The organism is Enterobacter sp. Ap-867, from assembly GCF_011752855.1.
Classification (GTDB): domain Bacteria; phylum Pseudomonadota; class Gammaproteobacteria; order Enterobacterales; family Enterobacteriaceae; genus Cedecea.
In genome coordinates this window covers 367,695-388,135 of the sequence record NZ_VWWS01000006.1, presented here as the reverse complement: position 1 = coordinate 388,135, position 20,441 = coordinate 367,695, and the positions used below count along the sequence as shown (strand labels likewise).

The window sequence follows — 20,441 nt, the reverse complement described above, 5'->3', positions numbered from 1 at the left end:
AATAATCAACAATAAAAAAGGCCAGCCTCTTTTTAATCGACGAATTTAAGGCTATAAAAAATGGAAAATCGGCATTTATCATAGGAAAAAGTGATGGATAATTATCAGATCGACAATCTCGATCGCGGCATACTCGAAGCATTAATGGCCAATGCCCGCACCGCATATGCAGAACTGGCCAAACAGTTTGGCGTCAGCCCGGGCACCATTCACGTCCGCGTCGAAAAGATGAAGCAGGCGGGGATCATTACCGGGGCGCGTATCGACATCAGCCCGAAGCAGCTCGGCTACGATGTCTGCTGCTTTATTGGCATCATTCTGAAAAGCGCCAAAGATTATCCCTCCGCTCTGACCAAGCTGGAAAACCTGGATGAGGTGACTGAGGCTTACTACACCACCGGCCACTACAGCATCTTTATTAAGGTGATGTGCCGATCCATTGATGCCCTCCAGCAGGTACTTATCAACAAGATCCAAACAATCGATGAAATTCAGTCCACTGAAACGCTGATCTCGCTGCAGAACCCGATCATGCGCACTATCCGGCCCTGATCGTTAATTTTAATACCCATATTATCCACAGGTAGATCCCCGCTCTTTCACAGCGTACAATACGCGACGATTTGAAAAGGCGGGACACAATGGCTGATATCACTCTGATTAGCGGCAGTACTCTGGGTAGTGCCGAATATGTAGCAGAACATCTGGCAGAGAAGCTTGAAGAAGCGGGACACGGCACTGAAATGCTGCATGGCCCTCTTTTAGAAGATCTTAAAGCCAGCGGTATCTGGCTGGTGGTCTCTTCCACACATGGTGCTGGCGATCTGCCGGACAACCTGCAGCCTTTCTATGACGCTATAAATGAACAGCGCCCGGATCTGAGCGACGTAAGCTATGGCGCGATCGGGATCGGCAGCCGTGAATACGACACGTTTTGCGGTGCTATAGAGAAGATCGATCTGCTTCTGACCGAATGCGGTGCAACCCGCATAGGATCCTTGCTCAAAATTAACATCCTCGATCACGACATTCCTGAGGATCCAGCCGAAATTTGGGTTGGTTCCTGGATTAATTTACTCCCTGAAGTGTAAAGATTGCGCGATCAGATGTGGATAACTCTGGTTAAAAGCTTGGATTAACCCGTAGTTATCCCAATAACAACCGCTGTTCACTTTTTGAGTTGTGCATAAACCTCAATTCTGATCCCAGCTTATACGGTCTGGGATCACCGGTAGTACACAGCAAACGATCCTTTCCAGGTTGTTGATCCTAAAATGGATAAATGGCTTATCCACAGAGGTGGTCGATCCTAATAAGAGATCACAATAAAGAGATCTTTAAATAAAAAAGATCTTCTTTTAATAACCGAAGATCCCGATGCTTTCTCGAAAGACTAAAGTTGAGTAGAATCCCCAGCCCGGGAAGTCACAAACCCTCATTCGCGAAACCGAGGCAGTTACCATGTTTTATCCAGATCCTTTTGACGTCATTATCATCGGCGGGGGTCATGCAGGCACAGAGGCGGCAATGGCCGCAGCTCGTATGGGTCAGCAGACCCTGCTTCTGACACACAATATCGACACGCTGGGACAGATGTCCTGTAACCCGGCTATTGGCGGTATTGGCAAGGGACATTTGGTTAAGGAAGTGGATGCTCTCGGTGGCCTGATGGCTACCGCGATCGATCATGCAGGCATTCAGTTTAGAATACTAAACGCCAGCAAAGGCCCTGCAGTCCGCGCCACTCGTGCTCAGGCAGACCGCGTGCTTTACCGTCAGGCCGTACGCACCGCGCTGGAGAACCAGCCAAACCTGATGATTTTCCAGCAGGCGGTTGAAGATCTTATCGTTGAGAACGATCGTGTCGTCGGTGCGGTCACCCAGATGGGGCTTAAATTCCGCGCGAAAGCGGTTGTGCTGACGGTAGGCACCTTCCTGGATGGTAAGATCCACATCGGGCTGGATAACTACAGCGGCGGCCGTGCGGGCGATCCTCCGTCGATCCCGCTCTCACGTCGCTTACGTGAACTGCCTTTGCGCGTCAGTCGCCTGAAAACCGGGACACCTCCGCGCATTGACGCCCGCACCATTGATTTCAGCGTACTTGCTCCGCAGCACGGAGATAACCCGATGCCGGTCTTCTCCTTCATGGGGAACGTGAACCAGCACCCGGAGCAGGTACCTTGCTACATCACGCATACCAATGAGCAAACTCACGAGGTCATTCGTAATAACCTCGACCGCAGTCCAATGTATGCAGGGATTATCGAAGGCATTGGTCCTCGTTACTGTCCGTCTATCGAAGACAAAGTGATGCGTTTTGCCGATCGCAACGCGCACCAAATCTTCCTGGAGCCTGAAGGGCTGACCAGCAACGAGATTTACCCGAACGGGATCTCCACCAGCCTGCCCTTTGACGTTCAGATGCAAATCGTTCGTTCGATGAAAGGAATGGAGAATGCGAAGATCGTTCGCCCAGGCTACGCGATTGAGTATGACTTTTTCGATCCGCGCGATCTGAAACCAACGCTGGAAAGCAAATTTATCCAGGGGCTGTTCTTTGCTGGTCAGATCAACGGCACCACTGGTTACGAAGAAGCCGCTGCTCAGGGTCTGCTTGCCGGTCTCAATGCCGCTCGGTTCTCTGCCGAGAAAGAGGGTTGGGCACCGCGTCGCGATCTGGCTTACCTTGGCGTGCTGGTTGATGACCTGTGCACTCTGGGGACCAAAGAACCGTACCGTATGTTTACTTCCAGGGCTGAATATCGCCTGATGCTGCGTGAAGACAACGCCGACCTGCGTCTCACCGAAGCCGGTCGTGAGCTGGGTCTGGTGGATGATGCTCGCTGGGCTCGCTTCAACGACAAACTGGAAATGATCGAACGTGAGCGTCAGCGCCTGAAAGATATCTGGCTGCACCCGAACTCTGAGCAGGTAGCAGAGGTGAACGCGCAGCTCAGTGCCCCGCTTTCCAAAGAAGCTAACGGCGAAGATCTGCTGCGTCGCCCAGAAATGACCTACGCGGCGATGACGCAGCTGTCGACCTTTGCGCCAGGACTTCAAGATCCTCAGGCTGCCGAACAGGTCGAGATCCAGGTTAAATACGAAGGCTATATTGCACGCCAGCAGGATGAGATTGAAAAACAGCAACGCAATGAGAATACTGTGTTACCAGCCACGCTCGACTATAGTCAGGTGAGCGGGCTGTCTAACGAAGTGATCGCCAAACTTAACGATCACAAACCGGTTTCCATTGGCCAGGCATCGCGCATCTCGGGTATTACCCCTGCGGCAATCTCTATTTTGCTTGTCTGGCTTAAAAAACAAGGGCTGCTGCGACGCAGCGCTTAAAAACAGACGACAACAGGCCAGGCAATCCTGGCCTCTTTTTTTGATGGGTTTATGACGTGCTGACTAAATTATCTCGCCTGCTGAAAGAAGCGGGCATCACTCTCCCTGAAAATCAGCAGCAGCAACTGGTGGGCTATGTCTCGCTGCTCGACAAATGGAACAAGGCCTATAACCTCACTTCGGTGCGTAATCCTGATGAAATGCTGGTGCGGCATATTCTGGATAGCATCGTGGTCGAACCGCATTTGCAGGGCAGCCGGTTTATCGACGTTGGCACGGGCCCTGGTCTGCCTGGGATCCCGCTGGCAATCGTGCGCCCTGATTCGCATTTCACCCTGCTGGACAGCCTCGGCAAGCGTGTGCGATTCCTGCGTCAGGTCCAGCACGAGCTGAAGCTGGAAAACATTACTCCGGTACAAAGTCGCGTGGAGGATTTTCCGGCGGAACCTCCGTTTGACGGCGTTATCAGCCGGGCTTTTGCCTCGCTAAGCGACATGGTGAACTGGTGTCACCATCTGCCTGCTGCGCACGGGAAGTTCTATGCGCTGAAAGGGGTGCGTCCGGATGAAGAAATTACCCAACTGCCTGCCGGATTCACCGTTGAAAATATCGTCAAACTCAACGTGCCGAGCCTGGAAGGGGAGAGGCATTTGGTGCTGATTAAGGCAAACAAAACTTAATATTTATCAAAAAACGACGCGATAGAGATGTTTCACTGAGGTTAAAAAACGGCGGGGCGATCGATGTAATGGTTGGTTACATTTAACCAATCTTTAACTCGGATTTATCCTGCTTTTAACTTAAAAGTGATTAATTACCAGGGTAATAATTTTATTCGAAAATATCATCCGGCTAAAATTATGCCGAAAAACGGCCTTTGTCGGATGTTAAAAGTTTAACTGGAATGTCAATGAAAGGTTTTTATGATGTTTCAGCTTGTTTTAAACAGAGTGCACATTAATCAGCTTAATTATCAGTCATCTGTAATTAGTGCTTTCTTAAGCGGCAAAATAATGTCTGCCGATAAGATGTTTAATTTGTGATCGTGTGCACGCTTTGCTGTCAGGGATTTCGGCTTATTTGCACTTTTTGAGGAAGCCGATGCGATTCACCAAAAGTCAGAAAACGGCTCTGCGGAAAATTAATTAAACATTTGTTCACCTTTTCGCTACTTATTGTTTGAAATCACTGGGCCGCACCGTATAATTTGCTCGCTTTTTGAGGCTTGACTCAGCGTCGCAAAGACAGTTTTATACGACACGCGACATACCTCATAGGTAGCAGGAGTTAGGAAACGTCATGTCTGTGTCGCTCTTGAGTAAGAACGTAGCCCGCAAGCTTCTGTTCATCCAACTTCTGGCTGTGGTAGCAATTGGACTGCTGTTTTGCCTTAAAGCTCCTTCTTGGGGCGCTTCCGCTCTCGGTGGAGGCCTGGCGGTTTGGTTGCCAAACGCGCTGTTTATGATTTTTGCCTGGCGTCATCAGGCGCATACACCCGCAAAAGGCCGCGTGGCCTGGACATTCGCTTTCGGCGAAGTGCTAAAGGTGATTGCGACCTTCATCATTTTAGTGGTGGCGCTGGCGTACTTTAAGGCGGTGGTATTGCCGCTAATAGTGACGTGGGTTTCGGTGCTGGTTGTGCAGATACTCGCACCAGCTGTAATTAACAACAAAGGGTAAGAGGCATCATGTCTGCAGGAGAAATCTCTACACCGCAGGAGTATATAGGTCACCACCTGAATAACCTTCAGTTGGACCTGCGTACTTTCTCGCTGGTGGATCCGCATAACCCCCCGGCTACCTTCTGGACGCTCAACATCGACTCCATGTTCTTCTCAGTATTTCTGGGGCTGGTGTTCTTGGTGTTGTTCCGTAAAGTGGCGAAAACCGCAACCAGCGGCGTCCCGGGTAAATTTCAGACTTTTATCGAGCTGATTATTGGCTTTGTGCATGGCAGCGTGAAAGACATGTACCATGGCAAAAGCAAGGTTATCGCTCCACTCGCCCTGACGATTTTCGTCTGGGTCTTCCTGATGAACTTGATGGATCTGTTGCCTATCGATCTGCTGCCGCTTATCGGCGAGCACTTCTTAGGCCTGCCAGCCCTGCGCGTGGTGCCGTCTGCGGACGTGAATATCACCCTGTCTATGGCGCTAGGCGTGTTTATCCTCATTCTGTTCTACAGCATCAAAATGAAAGGCATTGGCGGCTTCACGAAAGAGCTGACGCTGCAGCCGTTCAATCACTGGGCATTTATTCCTGTCAACTTAATCCTTGAAGGGGTAAGCCTGCTGTCCAAACCTGTATCACTGGGTCTGCGACTGTTCGGCAACATGTATGCCGGTGAGCTGATTTTCATTCTGATTGCAGGTCTGTTGCCGTGGTGGTCACAGTGGATTCTGAATGTGCCGTGGGCCATTTTCCACATCCTGATTATTACGCTGCAAGCCTTCATCTTCATGGTTCTGACGATCGTCTATCTGTCGATGGCGTCTGAAGAACATTAATTTACTTACCACTACTGCGTTTAACTGAAACAAACTTGGAGACTGTCATGGAAAACCTGAATATGGATCTGCTGTACATGGCTGCCGCTGTGATGATGGGTCTGGCGGCAATCGGTGCTGCGATCGGTATCGGCATCCTCGGGGGCAAATTCCTGGAAGGCGCTGCACGCCAACCAGATCTGATTCCACTGCTGCGTACTCAGTTCTTTATCGTTATGGGTCTGGTGGATGCAATCCCAATGATCGCTGTTGGTCTGGGTCTGTACGTGATGTTCGCCGTCGCCTAGTGAGCGATGTTTGAGTCATCTAGTAATATCAGAACGTTAACTAACAAAGAGGCATTGTGCTGTGAACATTAACGCAACAATCCTCGGCCAGGCCATCGCGTTTGTCCTGTTTGTTCTGTTCTGCATGAAGTACGTATGGCCGCCATTAATGGCAGCCATCGAGAAGCGTCAGAAAGAAATTGCTGACGGTCTTGCTTCTGCAGAACGTGCTCAAAAGGACCTTGACCTTGCACAGGCCAACGCGACCGACCAGCTGAAAAAAGCCAAAGCGGAAGCTCAGGTGATCATTGAGCAGGCGAACAAACGCCGTGCCCAGATCCTTGATGAAGCGAAAACTGAGGCAGAGCAGGAACGTAATAAAATCGTTGGGCAGGCTCAGGCAGAAATCGACGCTGAGCGTAAACGCGCTCGTGAAGAGCTGCGTAAGCAGGTCGCTCTGCTGGCAATTGCCGGTGCCGAGAAGATAATCGAACGTTCCGTAGATGAAGCTGCTAACAGCGACATCGTCGATAAACTGGTCGCTGAACTGTAAGGAGGGAGGGGCTGATGTCTGAATTTGTTACTGTAGCTCGCCCCTACGCCAAAGCAGCTTTTGACTTTGCCGTCGAACACCAGAGCGTAGACCGCTGGCAGAATATGCTGGCGTTTGCTGCCGAGGTAACGAAAAACGAACAAATGGAAGAGCTTCTTTCCGGTGCCCTGGCACCAGAAACGCTCGCAGATTCGTTCATCGCCATTTGCGGCGAGCAGCTGGACGCCAATGGCCAGAACCTGATTAAGGTGATGGCTGATAACGGTCGTTTAAAAGCGCTCCCGGATGTTCTTGAGCAGTTCGCGCATTTACGCGCGCTGAGTGAAGCGATTGCAGAGGTTCAGGTAACCTCTGCGGCTGAACTTAGCCATGAACAGCTTGCAAACATTACGTCCGCAATGGAAAAACGTCTGTCACGCAAAGTTAAGCTGAATTGCAAAATCGATAAGTCTGTTATGGCGGGCGTTATCATCCAGTCGGGTGATATGGTCATTGACGGTAGCGTACGCGGCCGTCTTGAACGCCTTGCAGACGTCTTGCAGTCTTAAGGGGACTGGAGCATGCAACTGAATTCCACCGAAATCAGCGAACTGATCAAGCAGCGCATTGCTCAGTTCAATGTTGTGAGCGAAGCTCATAACGAAGGTACTATTGTTTCTGTAAGTGACGGTATTATCCGCGTTCACGGCCTGGCCGATTGTATGCAGGGTGAGATGATTTCCCTGCCGGGTAACCGTTACGCTATCGCACTGAACCTGGAGCGCGACTCCGTAGGTGCGGTAGTGATGGGCCCATACGCTGACCTCGCCGAAGGCATGAAGGTTAAGTGTACTGGCCGTATTCTGGAAGTTCCGGTTGGCCGTGGCCTGTTGGGCCGCGTGGTGAACACCCTGGGTGCACCAATCGACGGTAAAGGTCCGGTTGATAACGATGGCTTCTCGCCAATCGAAGTTATCGCGCCAGGCGTAATCGAACGTCAGTCCGTCGACCAGCCGGTGCAGACCGGTTATAAATCCGTCGATGCGATGATTCCAATCGGCCGTGGCCAGCGTGAGCTGATCATCGGTGACCGTCAGACCGGTAAAACCGCGATGGCAATCGATGCCATCATCAACCAGCGTGACTCCGGTATTAAATGTGTGTACGTGGCTATCGGCCAGAAAGCGTCCACCATTTCTAACGTGGTTCGTAAACTGGAAGAGCACGGCGCACTGTCCAACACCATCGTTGTTGTGGCAACTGCTTCTGAATCCGCTGCACTGCAATACCTGGCACCATATGCTGGTTGCGCAATGGGCGAATACTTCCGTGACCGCGGTGAAGATGCGCTGATCGTATACGATGACCTGTCTAAACAGGCTGTTGCTTATCGTCAGGTTTCCCTGCTGCTTCGTCGTCCACCAGGTCGTGAAGCGTTCCCGGGCGACGTGTTCTACCTCCACTCCCGTCTGCTGGAGCGCGCATCCCGCGTTAACGCGGAATACGTGGAAGCTTTCACCAAAGGTGAAGTTAAAGGTAAAACCGGCTCCCTGACCGCTCTGCCGATCATCGAAACCCAGGCGGGTGACGTTTCTGCGTTCGTTCCAACCAACGTAATTTCGATTACCGATGGTCAGATCTTCCTGGAAACCAACCTGTTTAACTCCGGTATTCGTCCGGCAGTTAACCCAGGTATTTCGGTATCTCGTGTTGGTGGTGCTGCTCAGACCAAGATCATCAAGAAACTGTCCGGTGGTATTCGTACCGCGCTGGCACAGTATCGTGAACTGGCTGCGTTCTCTCAGTTCGCATCCGATCTGGATGAAGCCACCCGTAAACAGCTGAGCCACGGTCAGAAAGTGACCGAGTTGCTGAAACAGAAACAGTATGCCCCAATGTCTGTTGCACAACAGGGTCTGGTGCTGTTCGCGGCTGAACGCGGTTACCTCGAAGACGTGGAACTGGCGAAAATCGGTAGCTTCGAAGCCGCTCTGCTGGCTTACGCTGACCGTGATCACGCTCCGCTGATGCAAGAAATTAACCAGACCGGTGGCTATAACGACGAGATCGAAGGCAAGCTGAAAGGCATCCTCGACTCCTTTAAAGCAACCCAGTCCTGGTAACGTCTGGCGGCTTGCTCTAGGGCAAGCCGCAAGGCATTGAGGAGAAGCTCATGGCCGGCGCAAAAGAGATACGTAGTAAGATCGCAAGCGTCCAGAACACGCAGAAGATCACCAAAGCGATGGAGATGGTCGCCGCTTCCAAAATGCGTAAATCGCAGGATCGCATGGCGGCCAGCCGTCCTTATGCAGATACCATGCGCAAAGTGATTGGTCACCTTGCGAACGGTAATCTGGAATATAAGCACCCATACCTGGAAGAACGCGACGTTAAGCGCGTGGGCTACCTGGTGGTGTCGACCGATCGTGGTTTGTGCGGCGGTTTGAACATTAACTTGTTCAAAAAAGTGCTGGCGGATATGAAAGAGTGGTCCGATAAGGGCGTTCAGAGCGAACTCGCGATGATCGGCTCTAAAGGCGTTTCTTTCTTCAACTCCGTTGGCGGCAACGTGGTTGCTCAGGTTACCGGCATGGGAGATACCCCTTCCCTGTCTGAACTGATCGGCCCGGTGAAAGTGATGCTGCAAGCCTACGACGAAGGTCGTCTGGACAAGCTGTACGTTGTCAGCAACAAATTTGTTAACACCATGTCTCAGGTTCCGACCATCACTCAGCTGCTGCCGTTACCGGCATCAGAAGATGAGGATCTGAAGCGTAAATCCTGGGACTACCTGTACGAACCGGACCCGAAAGCGCTGCTGGACACCCTGCTGCGTCGTTATGTTGAGTCTCAGGTTTATCAGGGCGTCGTAGAAAACCTGGCCAGCGAGCAGGCCGCACGTATGGTGGCGATGAAAGCCGCAACCGATAACGGCGGCAGCCTGATTAAAGAGCTGCGGTTGGTATACAACAAAGCTCGTCAGGCCAGCATTACTCAGGAACTTACCGAAATCGTCGGTGGTGCGTCCGCGGTTTAAACCAGGTTTATTACCCTAAATAGTTCGGTTTGCAGAAAGACGCCAACTGAGCAAATCCTCAAGAGCTTACTTCAGTAAGTGACGGAGGTGAGGGAAGGCAGTCAACGCATCTGCAAATTGAAATATGACGGGTAAACGAATTACGTAGAGGATTCAAGATGGCTACTGGAAAGATTGTCCAGGTAATCGGCGCCGTGGTGGACGTCGAGTTCCCTCAGGACGGCGTACCGCGCGTTTATGACGCGCTTGAGGTACAGAACAACAATGAGAAGCTGGTGCTGGAAGTTCAGCAGCAGCTCGGCGGCGGTATCGTGCGTACCATCGCAATGGGTTCCTCCGACGGTCTGCGTCGCGGTCTGCAAGTCAATGACCTCGAGCACCCGATCGAAGTCCCGGTAGGTAAAGCGACCCTGGGCCGTATCATGAACGTGCTGGGTCAGCCAATCGACATGAAAGGCGACATCGGCGAAGAAGACCGTTGGGCTATTCACCGTGCAGCACCTTCCTACGAAGAGCTGTCCAGCTCTCAGGAACTGCTGGAAACCGGCATCAAAGTTATCGACCTGATTTGTCCGTTCGCTAAGGGCGGTAAAGTTGGTTTGTTCGGTGGTGCGGGCGTAGGTAAAACCGTAAACATGATGGAGCTGATCCGTAACATCGCGATCGAGCACTCCGGTTATTCCGTGTTTGCGGGCGTGGGTGAACGTACTCGTGAGGGTAACGACTTCTACCACGAAATGACCGACTCCAACGTTCTGGATAAAGTAGCACTGGTTTACGGCCAGATGAACGAGCCACCAGGTAACCGTCTGCGCGTAGCGCTGACCGGTCTGACCATCGCGGAAAAATTCCGTGACGAAGGCCGCGACGTTCTGCTGTTCGTTGATAACATCTACCGTTATACCCTGGCCGGTACAGAAGTATCTGCACTGCTGGGTCGTATGCCTTCTGCGGTAGGTTATCAGCCAACTCTGGCAGAAGAGATGGGTGTTCTTCAGGAGCGTATTACCTCCACCAAGACCGGTTCTATCACCTCCGTACAGGCCGTTTACGTTCCTGCGGATGACTTGACTGACCCGTCTCCGGCGACCACCTTTGCGCACCTGGACTCAACCGTTACGCTGAGCCGTCAGATCGCATCTCTGGGTATTTACCCGGCAGTTGACCCGCTGGACTCCACCAGCCGCCAGCTGGATCCACTGGTTGTTGGTCAGGAGCACTACGATACCGCGCGTGGCGTTCAGTCTATCCTGCAGCGTTACCAGGAACTGAAAGACATCATCGCGATTCTGGGTATGGACGAACTGTCCGAAGAAGACAAACTGGTTGTAGCACGTGCGCGTAAGATCCAGCGCTTCCTGTCTCAGCCATTCTTCGTAGCAGAAGTCTTTACCGGTTCTCCAGGCAAATACGTTTCGCTGAAAGATACCATCCGTGGCTTTAAAGGCATCATGGACGGCGAATACGACCATCTGCCAGAGCAGGCGTTCTACATGGTTGGCTCCATCGACGAAGCCGTTGAGAAAGCGAAAAAACTTTAACGCCTAATCGGAGGGTGACATGGCTATGACTTACCACCTGGACGTCGTCAGCGCGGAGCAGCAAATGTTCTCCGGTCTGGTCGAAAAGATCCAGGTAACGGGTAGCGAAGGTGAGCTGGGTATCTACCCAGGTCACGCCCCGCTGCTCACCGCCATTAAGCCTGGTATGATTCGCATCGTTAAACAGCACGGACATGAAGAGTTTATCTACCTGTCCGGCGGTGTTCTGGAAGTTCAGCCGGGTAACGTAACCGTCCTGGCTGACACCGCAATTCGCGGTCAGGATCTCGACGAAGCGCGTGCCCTGGAAGCGAAACGCAAAGCTGAAGAGCACATGCACAGCTCCCACGGTGACGTGGATTACGCTCAGGCTTCTGCTGAACTGGCTAAAGCGATCGCCAAACTGCGCGTTATCGAGTTAACCAAAAAAGCGATGTAACTACCTGCTTGAAAAGACAAATGCCAGTCCGGGAAACCTGACTGGCATTTTTTATTTCTCAGCTTTATTCCATGCTCAAAATAACCATAAAACCAGCTAGATAGCGGTTTTCTCGGGGTGTTTAGCCCCTGTTTCGGCCTTAATTCTCATGGATTCTGCCGCGATTACTGCTATAAAAGACGCAGATAATCTCAAGGCGGTGAAATTAGCAGCAACGTATTTTTTGGTGCAAAATATGTAGAATTTTCAAGGCTAAATCGCTTTACTTCACACACTAAACAGATTCAGGACACGTATGTCAAACAGCGCAATGAGCGTGGTTATCCTTGCCGCCGGCAAAGGAACCCGCATGTACTCAGATCTTCCAAAGGTGCTGCACACGCTGGCTGGGAAGCCAATGGTTCAGCATGTCATTGATGCCGCTAATAAATTAGGCGCCCAGCGGGTAAACCTGGTGTATGGCCACGGCGGGGATCTGCTAAAGCAAACCCTGAACGACGGCTCGCTTAACTGGGTACTGCAGGCGGAGCAGCTGGGAACCGGCCACGCGATGCAGATGGCGGCACCGTTCTTTGCCGATGACGAAGACATTCTGATGCTGTACGGCGATGTGCCGCTGATCTCCGTCGAAACTTTACAGCGCCTGCGTGAAGCTAAACCGCAGGGCGGCATTGGTTTGCTGACCGTTAAGCTTGATGATCCGACCGGCTATGGCCGCATTGCGCGGGAAAATGGCAAGGTCGTTGGCATCGTTGAGCATAAAGACGCCAGTGAAGAACAGCGCAAAATCAATGAAATCAACACCGGGATTCTGGTGGCTAACGGCGCAGATCTGAAACGCTGGCTCGGCAAGCTGGATAACAACAACGCCCAGGGCGAGTTTTACATCACGGACATTATTGCTCTGGCTCATGGTGAAGGGCGTGAGATTGCCGCCGTTCATCCGGATCGCCTGAGTGAAGTTGAAGGCGTGAATAACCGCCTGCAGCTTTCTCGCCTGGAACGCGTTTACCAGACGGAGCAGGCCGATAAGCTGCTGCTGGCGGGCGTTATGCTCCGCGATCCGGCTCGGTTCGATCTACGCGGTGAATTCACGCACGGGCGCGATGTTGAAATAGATACTAATGTCATTGTGGAAGGCCGCGTTACGCTGGGTAACCGCGTGAAGATTGGGACCGGCTGCGTGATTAAAAATGCCGTTATCGGTGATGACTGCGAAATCAGTCCGTATACGGTTATTGAAGATGCGACGCTTGAAGCCGCTTGCACCATCGGGCCATTTGCCCGCCTGCGCCCTGGCGCGGAACTAGCGGAAGGCGCTCACGTGGGCAACTTCGTTGAAATGAAGAAAGCTCGTCTGGGGAAAGGTTCTAAAGCGGGCCATTTGAGCTACCTCGGTGATGCCGAAATTGGCGACAACGTGAACATCGGTGCAGGCACAATTACCTGCAATTACGACGGCGCGAACAAACATAAAACGATCATTGGCGATGACGTGTTTGTTGGCTCTGATACTCAACTGGTGGCCCCGGTTACCGTGGCCAGCGGTGTCACCATTGGCGCCGGGACGACAGTGACGCGCGACATTGCTGAAAATGAACTGGTGATCAGCCGCGTAAAACAGAAACACATTCAGGGCTGGCAGCGTCCGGTTAAGAAAAAGTAATTTCCCCTCACCCTAACCCTCTCCCCAAAGGGAGAGGGAACTGGACTGAGATGGCTTTCCCTTCCTCTCTAAGGGCCAGGGAGCTGAACAAAACACAGATTTCCTCCCTCTCCCTTCCAGGGAGAGGGCTGGGGTGAGGGTCGTTCTTGAAAACGCCCCGCCCAAAGGCAGTAACCATAAAAATAACCCCACTCTCTACAAGGCTCGGGGCTCCGGAAAACCGGAATAAACAGGTCAGCGACAACACATGGCTAACGCCATTATCAGGACTTAAAAATTATGTGTGGAATTGTTGGCGCAGTGGCGCAACGTGATATCGCTGAAATCCTTCTCGAAGGGCTTCGTCGTCTGGAATACCGCGGGTACGACTCTGCGGGCCTGGCGGTTGTTGACGACAAAGGTCACATGACCCGTCTGCGTCGTCTGGGTAAAGTACAGAAACTGGCGGAAGCTGCGGAAGAAACCGCTCTGCATGGCGGCACCGGGATTGCCCATACCCGTTGGGCAACGCACGGCGAACCTTCAGAAATTAATGCTCACCCACATGTTTCCGACCACATTGTGGTCGTACACAACGGTATTATCGAAAACCACGAGCCGCTGCGTGAAGCGCTGCAGTCTCGCGGCTACACGTTTGTCTCCCAGACGGATACCGAAGTTATTGCTCATCTGGTGCATTGGGAACTGGAGCAGGGTGGCACGCTGCGCGACGCTGTCCTTCGCACTATTCCTCAGCTTCGCGGCGCTTATGGCACCGTAATCATGGATACCCGTAACCCGGATGTGCTGCTGGCCGCGCGTTCCGGTAGCCCGATGGTCATCGGCCTGGGCATGGGTGAAAACTTTATCGCCTCCGATCAGCTGGCACTGTTGCCGGTAACCCGCCGCTTTATCTTCCTCGAAGAAGGCGATATCGCAGAAGTGACCCGTCGCGCGGTGACCGTTTTTGATACTAAAGGCGAGCAGGTTCAGCGCCCGGACATCGAATCCAATCTGCAGTATGACGCGGGCGACAAAGGCATTTACCGTCATTACATGCAGAAAGAGATCTACGAGCAGCCGAACGCCATCAAAAACACCCTGGCCGGGCGCATCAGCCACGGTGAAGTGGATTTGACGGAGCTGGGGCCAAAAGCCAATGAAATGCTCTCTCAAGTTGAGCATATTCAAATCGTAGCCTGCGGTACGTCCTATAACTCAGGCATGGTTTCCCGCTACTGGTTTGAAGCGCTGGCCGGCGTGCCTTGCGATGTCGAAATCGCCTCTGAATTCCGCTACCGCAAATCTGCGGTGCGCCGCAACAGCCTGATGATCACCCTTTCCCAGTCTGGCGAAACGGCGGACACCCTCGCGGCGCTGCGCCTTTCCAAAGAGCTGGGCTATCTCGGTTCGCTGGCGATTTGTAACGTGGCAGGCTCTTCTCTGGTGCGTGAATCCGACCTGGCGCTGATGACCAATGCCGGAACGGAAATCGGCGTGGCCTCAACCAAAGCGTTTACCACTCAACTGACCGTATTGTTGATGCTGGTGGCTAAGCTGAGCCGCCTGAAAGGCGCTGATGCACAGGTTGAGCAAGATATCGTACATGGCCTGCAGGCGCTGCCAAGCCGTATCGAGCAAATGCTGTCCCAGGACAAACGCATTGAGCAGCTGGCGGAAGATTTCTCTGACAAACATCATGCGCTGTTCCTTGGCCGTGGCGATCAGTACCCGATCGCCATGGAAGGTGCGCTGAAGCTGAAAGAGATCTCCTATATTCACGCTGAAGCCTATGCGGCAGGCGAGCTGAAGCACGGCCCGCTGGCGCTGATCGATGCTGATATGCCGGTTATCGTTGTGGCTCCGAACAACGAGCTGTTGGAAAAACTGAAATCCAACATCGAAGAGGTTCGCGCCCGCGGTGGCCAGCTGTATGTGTTCGCCGACCGTGACGCCGGCTTTACCAGCAGCGACAACATGCACATCATCGAGATGCCGCATGTGGAAGAGGTGATTGCGCCTATCTTCTACACCGTGCCGCTGCAACTGCTGTCCTACCACGTGGCGCTGATCAAAGGCACCGACGTGGATCAGCCGCGTAACCTGGCGAAATCAGTAACGGTTGAGTAATTTTTTGTCACTAATCAGTCGCGATTAGCGGATGGAAAAGCCGTTTCTCACCAGATCAATAATGCTATAAACGAAGCTAACCTCGGGCGAAATACCGGGTTAGCTTTCGCATCCACCCTGCGAACGGCGAGTTTGCAGGGTGTTTTTATTTCTGAGCGGGAAACAACAAATGTCGGCAAACAAACCTCACTGTCGGCTGGTCAAGCCGCAGCCAGTATTTATAGGCAAGCAGGGGCTTTCTTATCAGGTAGGTGTTTCAAAGGAGGCCGTCGACTCACAGCATATCCATATGCAGCTGGCGACCATACCTCCTCGTTCGCAGGCTAAAGCCCACAAGCACGAACACCATGAAACCGCAATTTATGCCCTGAGCGGAACTTCGTCGGTGCTTTATGGCGATGGGCTGGAGCATTTTCTTGAGCTTCCCGCCGGCAGTTTTCTTTATATCCCAATGGATACCCCGCACCTGCCTTACAACAATACTGATGAGCCTGCGGTGGTGATTATTTCGCGGACCGATCCTAACGAGCAGGAGAGCGTGGTGATGATGCCCGAGCTGGACAGAGACGTGCTCTAGCGTCGCCGGATAAATTGTCGCGGAGTCATAGAGAAGCCCTCTACGCAGTTGAGGGCTTTTTTGTTATTTAATTTTCTGGGCGAGTTCATCAATCTTGCGGGAAAGCTGCTCGTTATCCCGCTTCAGGCTGTCCATTTTGGATTGCTGCTCATTGGCTTTACTTTCCATTTGAGACAGTTTGTTTTTCATCTCATCCAGCCTGGTTTCCTGCTCATCTATTTTCCTGACGCTACCGTCGTAATTTGACTGCAACTTTTCCAGGCGATCCTTCATCTCGACAATTGTGCTTTCCTTAATCGATGTAGGGACGAGGGTATTACTTCCTGAAAAGGTGGCGAGCGTTGAGCTGAAACTATCCGTATTACGTGCTTCAACGGCATCAGCGTAAACGGTAGAGGCTGTCATAATGAGTGATATCGTACATAATACAGACAGATAGGCTTTCATTTTTAAACACCTTTTTAAATAAACTGAATTTAATGATGCTTTAAAAAACATGGGGTTGTGTGTTTTTTTATGGCGCTGAGCGGATTGTCATAAAACTGTCATAATTCGTACATTTAACTGTCACCAAACTGTCCTATTTTCTACCCTGTATTCAATTAAACAACAATTTACGAACATCTGGCAGGAGACATTATGAACGTTATGCGTACCACTGTCGCAACTGTTGTCGCCGCGACCTTATCTCTGAGCGCTTCTACTGCGTTTGCAGCTGCAAGCCTGACTGGCGCTGGTGCAACCTTCCCTGCGCCGGTGTATGCCAAGTGGGCAGATACCTACCAGAAAGAAACTGGTAACAAGGTGAACTACCAGGGTATCGGTTCCTCCGGCGGCGTGAAGCAAATCATTGCTAACACCGTTGACTTCGGCGCTTCTGACGCCCCTCTGGCGGATGACAAATTACAGCAAGAAGGCCTGTTCCAGTTCCCTACCGTAATCGGTGGCGTAGTGCTGGCGGTTAACCTGCCTGGCTTCAAGTCTGGCGAGCTGGTTCTGGACGGCAAAACCCTGGGTGACATCTACCTGGGCACCATCAAAAAATGGAACGACCCGGCGATTGCTAAGCTGAACCCAGGCCACAAACTGCCGGATCAGAACATCGCGGTTGTTCGTCGTGCTGACGGCTCCGGTACTTCCTTCGTGTTCACCAGCTACCTGTCTAAAGTGAACGAAGAGTGGAAATCTAAAATTGGCGCAGGCTCTACCGTTAACTGGCCAACCGGTCTGGGCGGCAAAGGCAACGACGGCATCGCAGCCTTCGTACAGCGTCTGCCAGGCTCCATTGGCTACGTTGAATACGCTTATGCTAAGCAGAACAACCTGACTTACACCAAGCTGCTGTCCGCTGACGGTAAGCCAGTTAGCCCGACCGAAGCAAACTTTGCTAACGCGGCTAAAGGCGCTGACTGGAGCAAATCCTTCGCACAGGATCTGACCAACCAGAAAGGTGACGAAGCGTGGCCAATCACCTCCACCACCTTCATCCTGGTTCACAAAGAGCAGAAAAACCCTGAGCAGGGCGCAGAAGTGCTGAAGTTCTTTGACTGGGCATACAAATCTGGCGCGAAAGAAGCTAACGCCCTGGATTACGCAACGCTGCCAGCCTCTGTGGTTGAACAAGTTCGCGCTGCATGGAAGACCAATGTAAAAGACAGTTCCGGTAAGGCGCTGTACTAAGTGCAAAAATCTGGGGTAACAGGTATGTTACCCCGGTTTATTCAGCAACTACGAAGAGTACGCTATGGCTGTGACTAAGCCGACGTTTAAAGCCCCTGGCAAACAAGGCGATGTAATTTTCAGTGCGCTGGTAAGACTGGCTGCGCTGATTGTGCTATTTCTGCTGGGTGGGATTATCATCTCGCTGTTTATCTCCTCGCTGCCGAGCATTGAGAAGTTTGGCTTCTCTTTCCTCTGGTCCAAAGAGTGGGATGCCCCTAATGAAGTATTCGGCGCACTGGTGCCGATCTACGGAACCCTCGTAACCTCGTTTATCGCACTGCTGATTGCGGTTCCGGTGAGCTTTGGTATCGCGCTTTTCCTGACAGAACTTGCGCCTGGCTGGCTGAAGCGCCCGCTGGGTATCGCCATTGAACTGCTGGCGGCCATTCCAAGTATCGTGTACGGCATGTGGGGCCTGTTTATCTTTGCTCCCCTGTTCGCGACTTACTTCCAGGAACCCGTAGGCAACGTGCTCTCTGCCGTGCCTATCGTTGGCGCGCTGTTCTCTGGCCCTGCGTTTGGTATCGGCATTCTTGCCGCCGGCGTGATCCTCGCCATTATGATCATCCCTTACATTGCCTCCGTGATGCGCGATGTCTTCGAACAAACGCCAGTGATGATGAAAGAATCGGCCTACGGCATCGGCTGTACCACCTGGGAAGTTATCTGGCGCATTGTTTTGCCGTTCACCAAAAACGGCGTTATCGGCGGCGTGATGCTTGGCCTTGGCCGTGCGCTGGGTGAAACCATGGCGGTGACCTTTATCATCGGTAATACCTACCAGCTCGACAGCGCCTCACTGTATATGCCGGGCAACAGTATTACCTCTGCGCTGGCGAACGAATTTGCCGAAGCAGAATCCGGCCTGCATACCGCCGCGCTGATGGAGCTTGGCCTAATTCTGTTTGTGATTACCTTTATCGTACTGGCTATCTCTAAGTTCATGATTATGCGCCTGGCGAAAAACGAAGGGGCTCGCTCATGACCACGATGGAAATGCAAAGCAGCGCGGCACTGGCTGAGTCGCGCCGCAAAATGCAGGCGCGTCGCCGCATGAAGAACCGTATCGCCCTGACGCTCTCTATGGCGACCATGGTGTTCGGTCTGTTTTGGCTGGTGTGGATCCTGTTTTCCACGGTAACCCGCGGCATCGACGGCATGTCGCTGGCGCTGTTTACCGAAATGACGCCTCCGCCTAATACCGCGGGCGGTGGCCTGGCTAACGCCCTGGCGGGCAGCGGCCTGCTGATCCTGTGGGCGACCGTTATCGGTACGCCGCTGGGCATCATGGCCGGGATTTATCTGGCCGAATATGGCCGTAAATCCGCCCTGGCCGAAGTGATTCGTTTTATTAACGACATTCTTCTGTCCGCCCCATCGATTGTGGTCGGTCTGTTCGTTTACACCATTGTGGTGGCGAAAATGGAACACTTCTCCGGCTGGGCGGGCGTGATTGCGCTGGCGCTGCTGCAGGTGCCTATCGTCATTCGTACCACTGAAAACATGCTGAAACTGGTGCCGGACAGCCTGCGCGAAGCCGCTTACGCACTGGGAACACCAAAATGGAAGATGATCTCCGCGATTACGCTTAAGGCGTCCGTCTCCGGGATTATCACCGGCGTGCTGCTGGCGATTGCCCGTATCGCTGGCGAAACCGCTCCGCTGCTCTTCACCTCCCTCTCCAACCAGTTCTGGAGCACGGACATGATGCAGCCTATCGCCAACCTGCCGGTGACCATTTTCAAATTTGCGATGAGCCCGTTTGCCGAGTGGCAACAGCTGGCCTGGGCAGGGGTGCTGATCATTACCCTCTGCGTGCTGCTGCTGAACATTCTGGCGCGCGTGATTTTCTCGAAGAGTAAACACGGTTAAATTTTACGGCGCGGCCCTCGCGGCGCCGGACGGAGATTAAGACACAGATGAGTAAGGTTGATTTAGCCCCAGGCAAAATCCAGGTTCGCGATCTGAACTTCTATTACGGTAAGTTCCACGCCCTGAAGAACATCAATCTGGATATCGCGAAGAACCAGGTTACCGCCTTCATTGGGCCGTCAGGCTGTGGTAAATCCACCCTGCTGCGTACCTTTAACAAAATGTACTCGCTCTACCCTGAGCAGCGTGCAGAAGGTGAAATCCTGCTGGATGGGGAAAATATTCTCACCCAGAGCCAGGACATCGCCCTGCTGCGTGCCAAAGTCGGCATGGTCTTCCAGAAGCCGACGCCGTTCCCGATGTCTATTTACGACAACATCGCTTTTGGCGTGCGTCTGTTTGAAAAGCTGTCCCGCAGCGACATGGATGAACGCGTGCAGTGGGCATTGACCAAAGCCGCGCTGTGGAACGAAACTAAAGATAAACTGCACCAGAGCGGCTATAGCCTCTCCGGTGGTCAGCAGCAGCGTCTGTGCATCGCTCGCGGCATCGCGATTCGCCCGGAAGTTCTGCTGCTGGATGAGCCGTGTTCCGCGCTTGACCCGATCTCCACCGGGCGTATTGAAGAGCTGATCACCGAGCTGAAAGAAGACTATACCGTAGTGATCGTGACCCACAACATGCAGCAGGCGGCGCGTTGTTCTGACCACACGGCGTTTATGTACCTCGGCGAGCTGATCGAATTCAGCGAAACCGATACGCTGTTTACTACGCCAGCGAAGAAACAAACCGAAGATTACATTACTGGCCGCTACGGTTGAT

21 protein-coding genes are annotated in these 20,441 nt (G+C 52.6%); 20 read left to right on the top strand and 1 reads right to left on the bottom strand.

Annotated elements, in window-relative coordinates; genetic code table 11:
* Positions 1 to 93: 93 nt before the first annotated feature.
* The 16 genes from asnC to F3J26_RS16590 all read left to right on the top strand — a co-directional run bounded on the left by asnC (position 94) and on the right by F3J26_RS16590 (position 16,025).
* Positions 94 to 552, top strand: coding sequence for a transcriptional regulator AsnC (gene asnC, locus F3J26_RS16665; protein ID WP_008457765.1), 459 nt, complete (start codon positions 94 to 96; stop codon positions 550 to 552).
* 89 nt (positions 553 to 641) lie between these two features.
* Positions 642 to 1,091 carry an FMN-binding protein MioC gene (gene mioC, locus F3J26_RS16660; protein WP_008457762.1) on the top strand — a complete coding sequence of 150 codons (450 nt, stop codon included), beginning with the start codon at positions 642 to 644 and terminating at the stop codon, positions 1,089 to 1,091.
* A 370-nt stretch (positions 1,092 to 1,461) separates the two neighbouring features.
* Positions 1,462 to 3,351 (top strand): tRNA uridine-5-carboxymethylaminomethyl(34) synthesis enzyme MnmG, encoded by a 1,890-nt coding sequence (gene mnmG, locus F3J26_RS16655; protein WP_166994943.1) that lies wholly within the window; start codon positions 1,462 to 1,464, stop codon positions 3,349 to 3,351.
* A 56-nt stretch (positions 3,352 to 3,407) separates the two neighbouring features.
* Positions 3,408 to 4,031, top strand: coding sequence for a 16S rRNA (guanine(527)-N(7))-methyltransferase RsmG (rsmG, locus tag F3J26_RS16650; RefSeq protein WP_008457757.1), 624 nt, complete (start codon positions 3,408 to 3,410; stop codon positions 4,029 to 4,031).
* A gap of 619 nt (positions 4,032 to 4,650) precedes the next feature.
* Complete coding sequence (gene atpI, locus F3J26_RS16645) at positions 4,651 to 5,031, top strand: F0F1 ATP synthase subunit I (protein WP_008457755.1); 381 nt, start codon at positions 4,651 to 4,653, stop codon at positions 5,029 to 5,031.
* 8 nt (positions 5,032 to 5,039) lie between these two features.
* Positions 5,040 to 5,858, top strand: a complete 819-nt coding sequence (atpB, locus tag F3J26_RS16640; protein WP_008457754.1) for a F0F1 ATP synthase subunit A — start codon at positions 5,040 to 5,042, stop codon at positions 5,856 to 5,858.
* Positions 5,859 to 5,905: 47 nt separating this feature from the next.
* Positions 5,906 to 6,145: a F0F1 ATP synthase subunit C gene (gene atpE / locus F3J26_RS16635; protein WP_000429386.1), complete on the top strand. Its 240-nt coding sequence runs from the start codon at positions 5,906 to 5,908 to the stop codon at positions 6,143 to 6,145.
* A gap of 61 nt (positions 6,146 to 6,206) precedes the next feature.
* The gene (gene atpF / locus F3J26_RS16630; RefSeq protein ID WP_008457751.1) at positions 6,207 to 6,677 is read left to right on the top strand and encodes a F0F1 ATP synthase subunit B; all 471 of its coding nucleotides are present in this window, start codon (positions 6,207 to 6,209) and stop codon (positions 6,675 to 6,677) included.
* Between the two features lie 14 nt (positions 6,678 to 6,691).
* Positions 6,692 to 7,225: a F0F1 ATP synthase subunit delta gene (gene atpH, locus F3J26_RS16625; RefSeq protein ID WP_039299001.1), complete on the top strand. Its 534-nt coding sequence runs from the start codon at positions 6,692 to 6,694 to the stop codon at positions 7,223 to 7,225.
* A 12-nt stretch (positions 7,226 to 7,237) separates the two neighbouring features.
* The gene (gene atpA, locus F3J26_RS16620) at positions 7,238 to 8,779 is read left to right on the top strand and encodes a F0F1 ATP synthase subunit alpha (RefSeq protein ID WP_008457747.1); all 1,542 of its coding nucleotides are present in this window, start codon (positions 7,238 to 7,240) and stop codon (positions 8,777 to 8,779) included.
* 50 nt (positions 8,780 to 8,829) lie between these two features.
* Positions 8,830 to 9,693 carry a F0F1 ATP synthase subunit gamma gene (atpG, locus tag F3J26_RS16615; protein WP_008457744.1) on the top strand — a complete coding sequence of 288 codons (864 nt, stop codon included), beginning with the start codon at positions 8,830 to 8,832 and terminating at the stop codon, positions 9,691 to 9,693.
* A gap of 158 nt (positions 9,694 to 9,851) precedes the next feature.
* The gene (gene atpD, locus F3J26_RS16610; protein ID WP_008457741.1) at positions 9,852 to 11,234 is read left to right on the top strand and encodes a F0F1 ATP synthase subunit beta; all 1,383 of its coding nucleotides are present in this window, start codon (positions 9,852 to 9,854) and stop codon (positions 11,232 to 11,234) included.
* A 19-nt stretch (positions 11,235 to 11,253) separates the two neighbouring features.
* Entirely contained in the window at positions 11,254 to 11,673 is a 420-nt protein-coding gene (locus F3J26_RS16605; protein WP_008457739.1) for a F0F1 ATP synthase subunit epsilon, read from the top strand.
* A 295-nt stretch (positions 11,674 to 11,968) separates the two neighbouring features.
* On the top strand, positions 11,969 to 13,339 hold the full coding sequence (glmU, locus tag F3J26_RS16600) for a bifunctional UDP-N-acetylglucosamine diphosphorylase/glucosamine-1-phosphate N-acetyltransferase GlmU (RefSeq protein ID WP_166994941.1): 1,371 nt from the start codon (positions 11,969 to 11,971) through the stop codon (positions 13,337 to 13,339).
* Between the two features lie 279 nt (positions 13,340 to 13,618).
* Positions 13,619 to 15,448 carry a glutamine--fructose-6-phosphate transaminase (isomerizing) gene (gene glmS / locus F3J26_RS16595; protein ID WP_166994939.1) on the top strand — a complete coding sequence of 610 codons (1,830 nt, stop codon included), beginning with the start codon at positions 13,619 to 13,621 and terminating at the stop codon, positions 15,446 to 15,448.
* 169 nt (positions 15,449 to 15,617) lie between these two features.
* Complete coding sequence (locus tag F3J26_RS16590) at positions 15,618 to 16,025, top strand: cupin domain-containing protein (RefSeq protein ID WP_166994937.1); 408 nt, start codon at positions 15,618 to 15,620, stop codon at positions 16,023 to 16,025.
* Between the two features lie 63 nt (positions 16,026 to 16,088).
* Here F3J26_RS16590 and F3J26_RS16585 read toward each other — a convergent pair whose 3' ends face one another.
* Positions 16,089 to 16,472 carry a hypothetical protein gene (locus tag F3J26_RS16585; protein WP_157141406.1) on the bottom strand — a complete coding sequence of 128 codons (384 nt, stop codon included), beginning with the start codon at positions 16,470 to 16,472 and terminating at the stop codon, positions 16,089 to 16,091.
* Positions 16,473 to 16,664: 192 nt separating this feature from the next.
* Between F3J26_RS16585 and pstS the strand changes: the two genes are divergently transcribed.
* The 4 genes from pstS (at position 16,665) to pstB (ending at position 20,440) form a co-directional block, all read left to right on the top strand.
* Entirely contained in the window at positions 16,665 to 17,705 is a 1,041-nt protein-coding gene (pstS, locus tag F3J26_RS16580) for a phosphate ABC transporter substrate-binding protein PstS (RefSeq protein WP_008457728.1), read from the top strand.
* Positions 17,706 to 17,769: 64 nt separating this feature from the next.
* Entirely contained in the window at positions 17,770 to 18,732 is a 963-nt protein-coding gene (pstC, locus tag F3J26_RS16575; RefSeq protein ID WP_008457726.1) for a phosphate ABC transporter permease PstC, read from the top strand.
* Positions 18,729 to 19,619 (top strand): phosphate ABC transporter permease PstA, encoded by an 891-nt coding sequence (gene pstA / locus F3J26_RS16570; protein ID WP_008457724.1) that lies wholly within the window; start codon positions 18,729 to 18,731, stop codon positions 19,617 to 19,619. The genes pstC and pstA overlap by 4 nt, the downstream gene beginning before the upstream one ends.
* Positions 19,620 to 19,666: 47 nt before the next feature.
* Entirely contained in the window at positions 19,667 to 20,440 is a 774-nt protein-coding gene (gene pstB / locus F3J26_RS16565) for a phosphate ABC transporter ATP-binding protein PstB (protein WP_008457722.1), read from the top strand.
* Position 20,441 lies beyond the last annotated feature (1 nt).

Coding starts and splice junctions, on each gene's coding strand:
- asnC (WP_008457765.1), top strand. CDS start 94: ATGGATAATTATCAGATCGACAATCTCGATCGCGGCATACTCGAAGCA.
- mioC (WP_008457762.1), top strand. CDS start 642: ATGGCTGATATCACTCTGATTAGCGGCAGTACTCTGGGTAGTGCCGAA.
- mnmG (WP_166994943.1), top strand. CDS start 1,462: ATGTTTTATCCAGATCCTTTTGACGTCATTATCATCGGCGGGGGTCAT.
- atpI (WP_008457755.1), top strand. CDS start 4,651: ATGTCTGTGTCGCTCTTGAGTAAGAACGTAGCCCGCAAGCTTCTGTTC.
- atpB (WP_008457754.1), top strand. CDS start 5,040: ATGTCTGCAGGAGAAATCTCTACACCGCAGGAGTATATAGGTCACCAC.
- atpE (WP_000429386.1), top strand. CDS start 5,906: ATGGAAAACCTGAATATGGATCTGCTGTACATGGCTGCCGCTGTGATG.
- atpH (WP_039299001.1), top strand. CDS start 6,692: ATGTCTGAATTTGTTACTGTAGCTCGCCCCTACGCCAAAGCAGCTTTT.
- atpA (WP_008457747.1), top strand. CDS start 7,238: ATGCAACTGAATTCCACCGAAATCAGCGAACTGATCAAGCAGCGCATT.
- atpG (WP_008457744.1), top strand. CDS start 8,830: ATGGCCGGCGCAAAAGAGATACGTAGTAAGATCGCAAGCGTCCAGAAC.
- atpD (WP_008457741.1), top strand. CDS start 9,852: ATGGCTACTGGAAAGATTGTCCAGGTAATCGGCGCCGTGGTGGACGTC.
- F3J26_RS16605 (WP_008457739.1), top strand. CDS start 11,254: ATGGCTATGACTTACCACCTGGACGTCGTCAGCGCGGAGCAGCAAATG.
- glmU (WP_166994941.1), top strand. CDS start 11,969: ATGTCAAACAGCGCAATGAGCGTGGTTATCCTTGCCGCCGGCAAAGGA.
- glmS (WP_166994939.1), top strand. CDS start 13,619: ATGTGTGGAATTGTTGGCGCAGTGGCGCAACGTGATATCGCTGAAATC.
- F3J26_RS16590 (WP_166994937.1), top strand. CDS start 15,618: ATGTCGGCAAACAAACCTCACTGTCGGCTGGTCAAGCCGCAGCCAGTA.
- F3J26_RS16585 (WP_157141406.1), bottom strand. CDS start 16,472: ATGAAAGCCTATCTGTCTGTATTATGTACGATATCACTCATTATGACA.
- pstS (WP_008457728.1), top strand. CDS start 16,665: ATGAACGTTATGCGTACCACTGTCGCAACTGTTGTCGCCGCGACCTTA.
- pstC (WP_008457726.1), top strand. CDS start 17,770: ATGGCTGTGACTAAGCCGACGTTTAAAGCCCCTGGCAAACAAGGCGAT.
- pstA (WP_008457724.1), top strand. CDS start 18,729: ATGACCACGATGGAAATGCAAAGCAGCGCGGCACTGGCTGAGTCGCGC.
- pstB (WP_008457722.1), top strand. CDS start 19,667: ATGAGTAAGGTTGATTTAGCCCCAGGCAAAATCCAGGTTCGCGATCTG.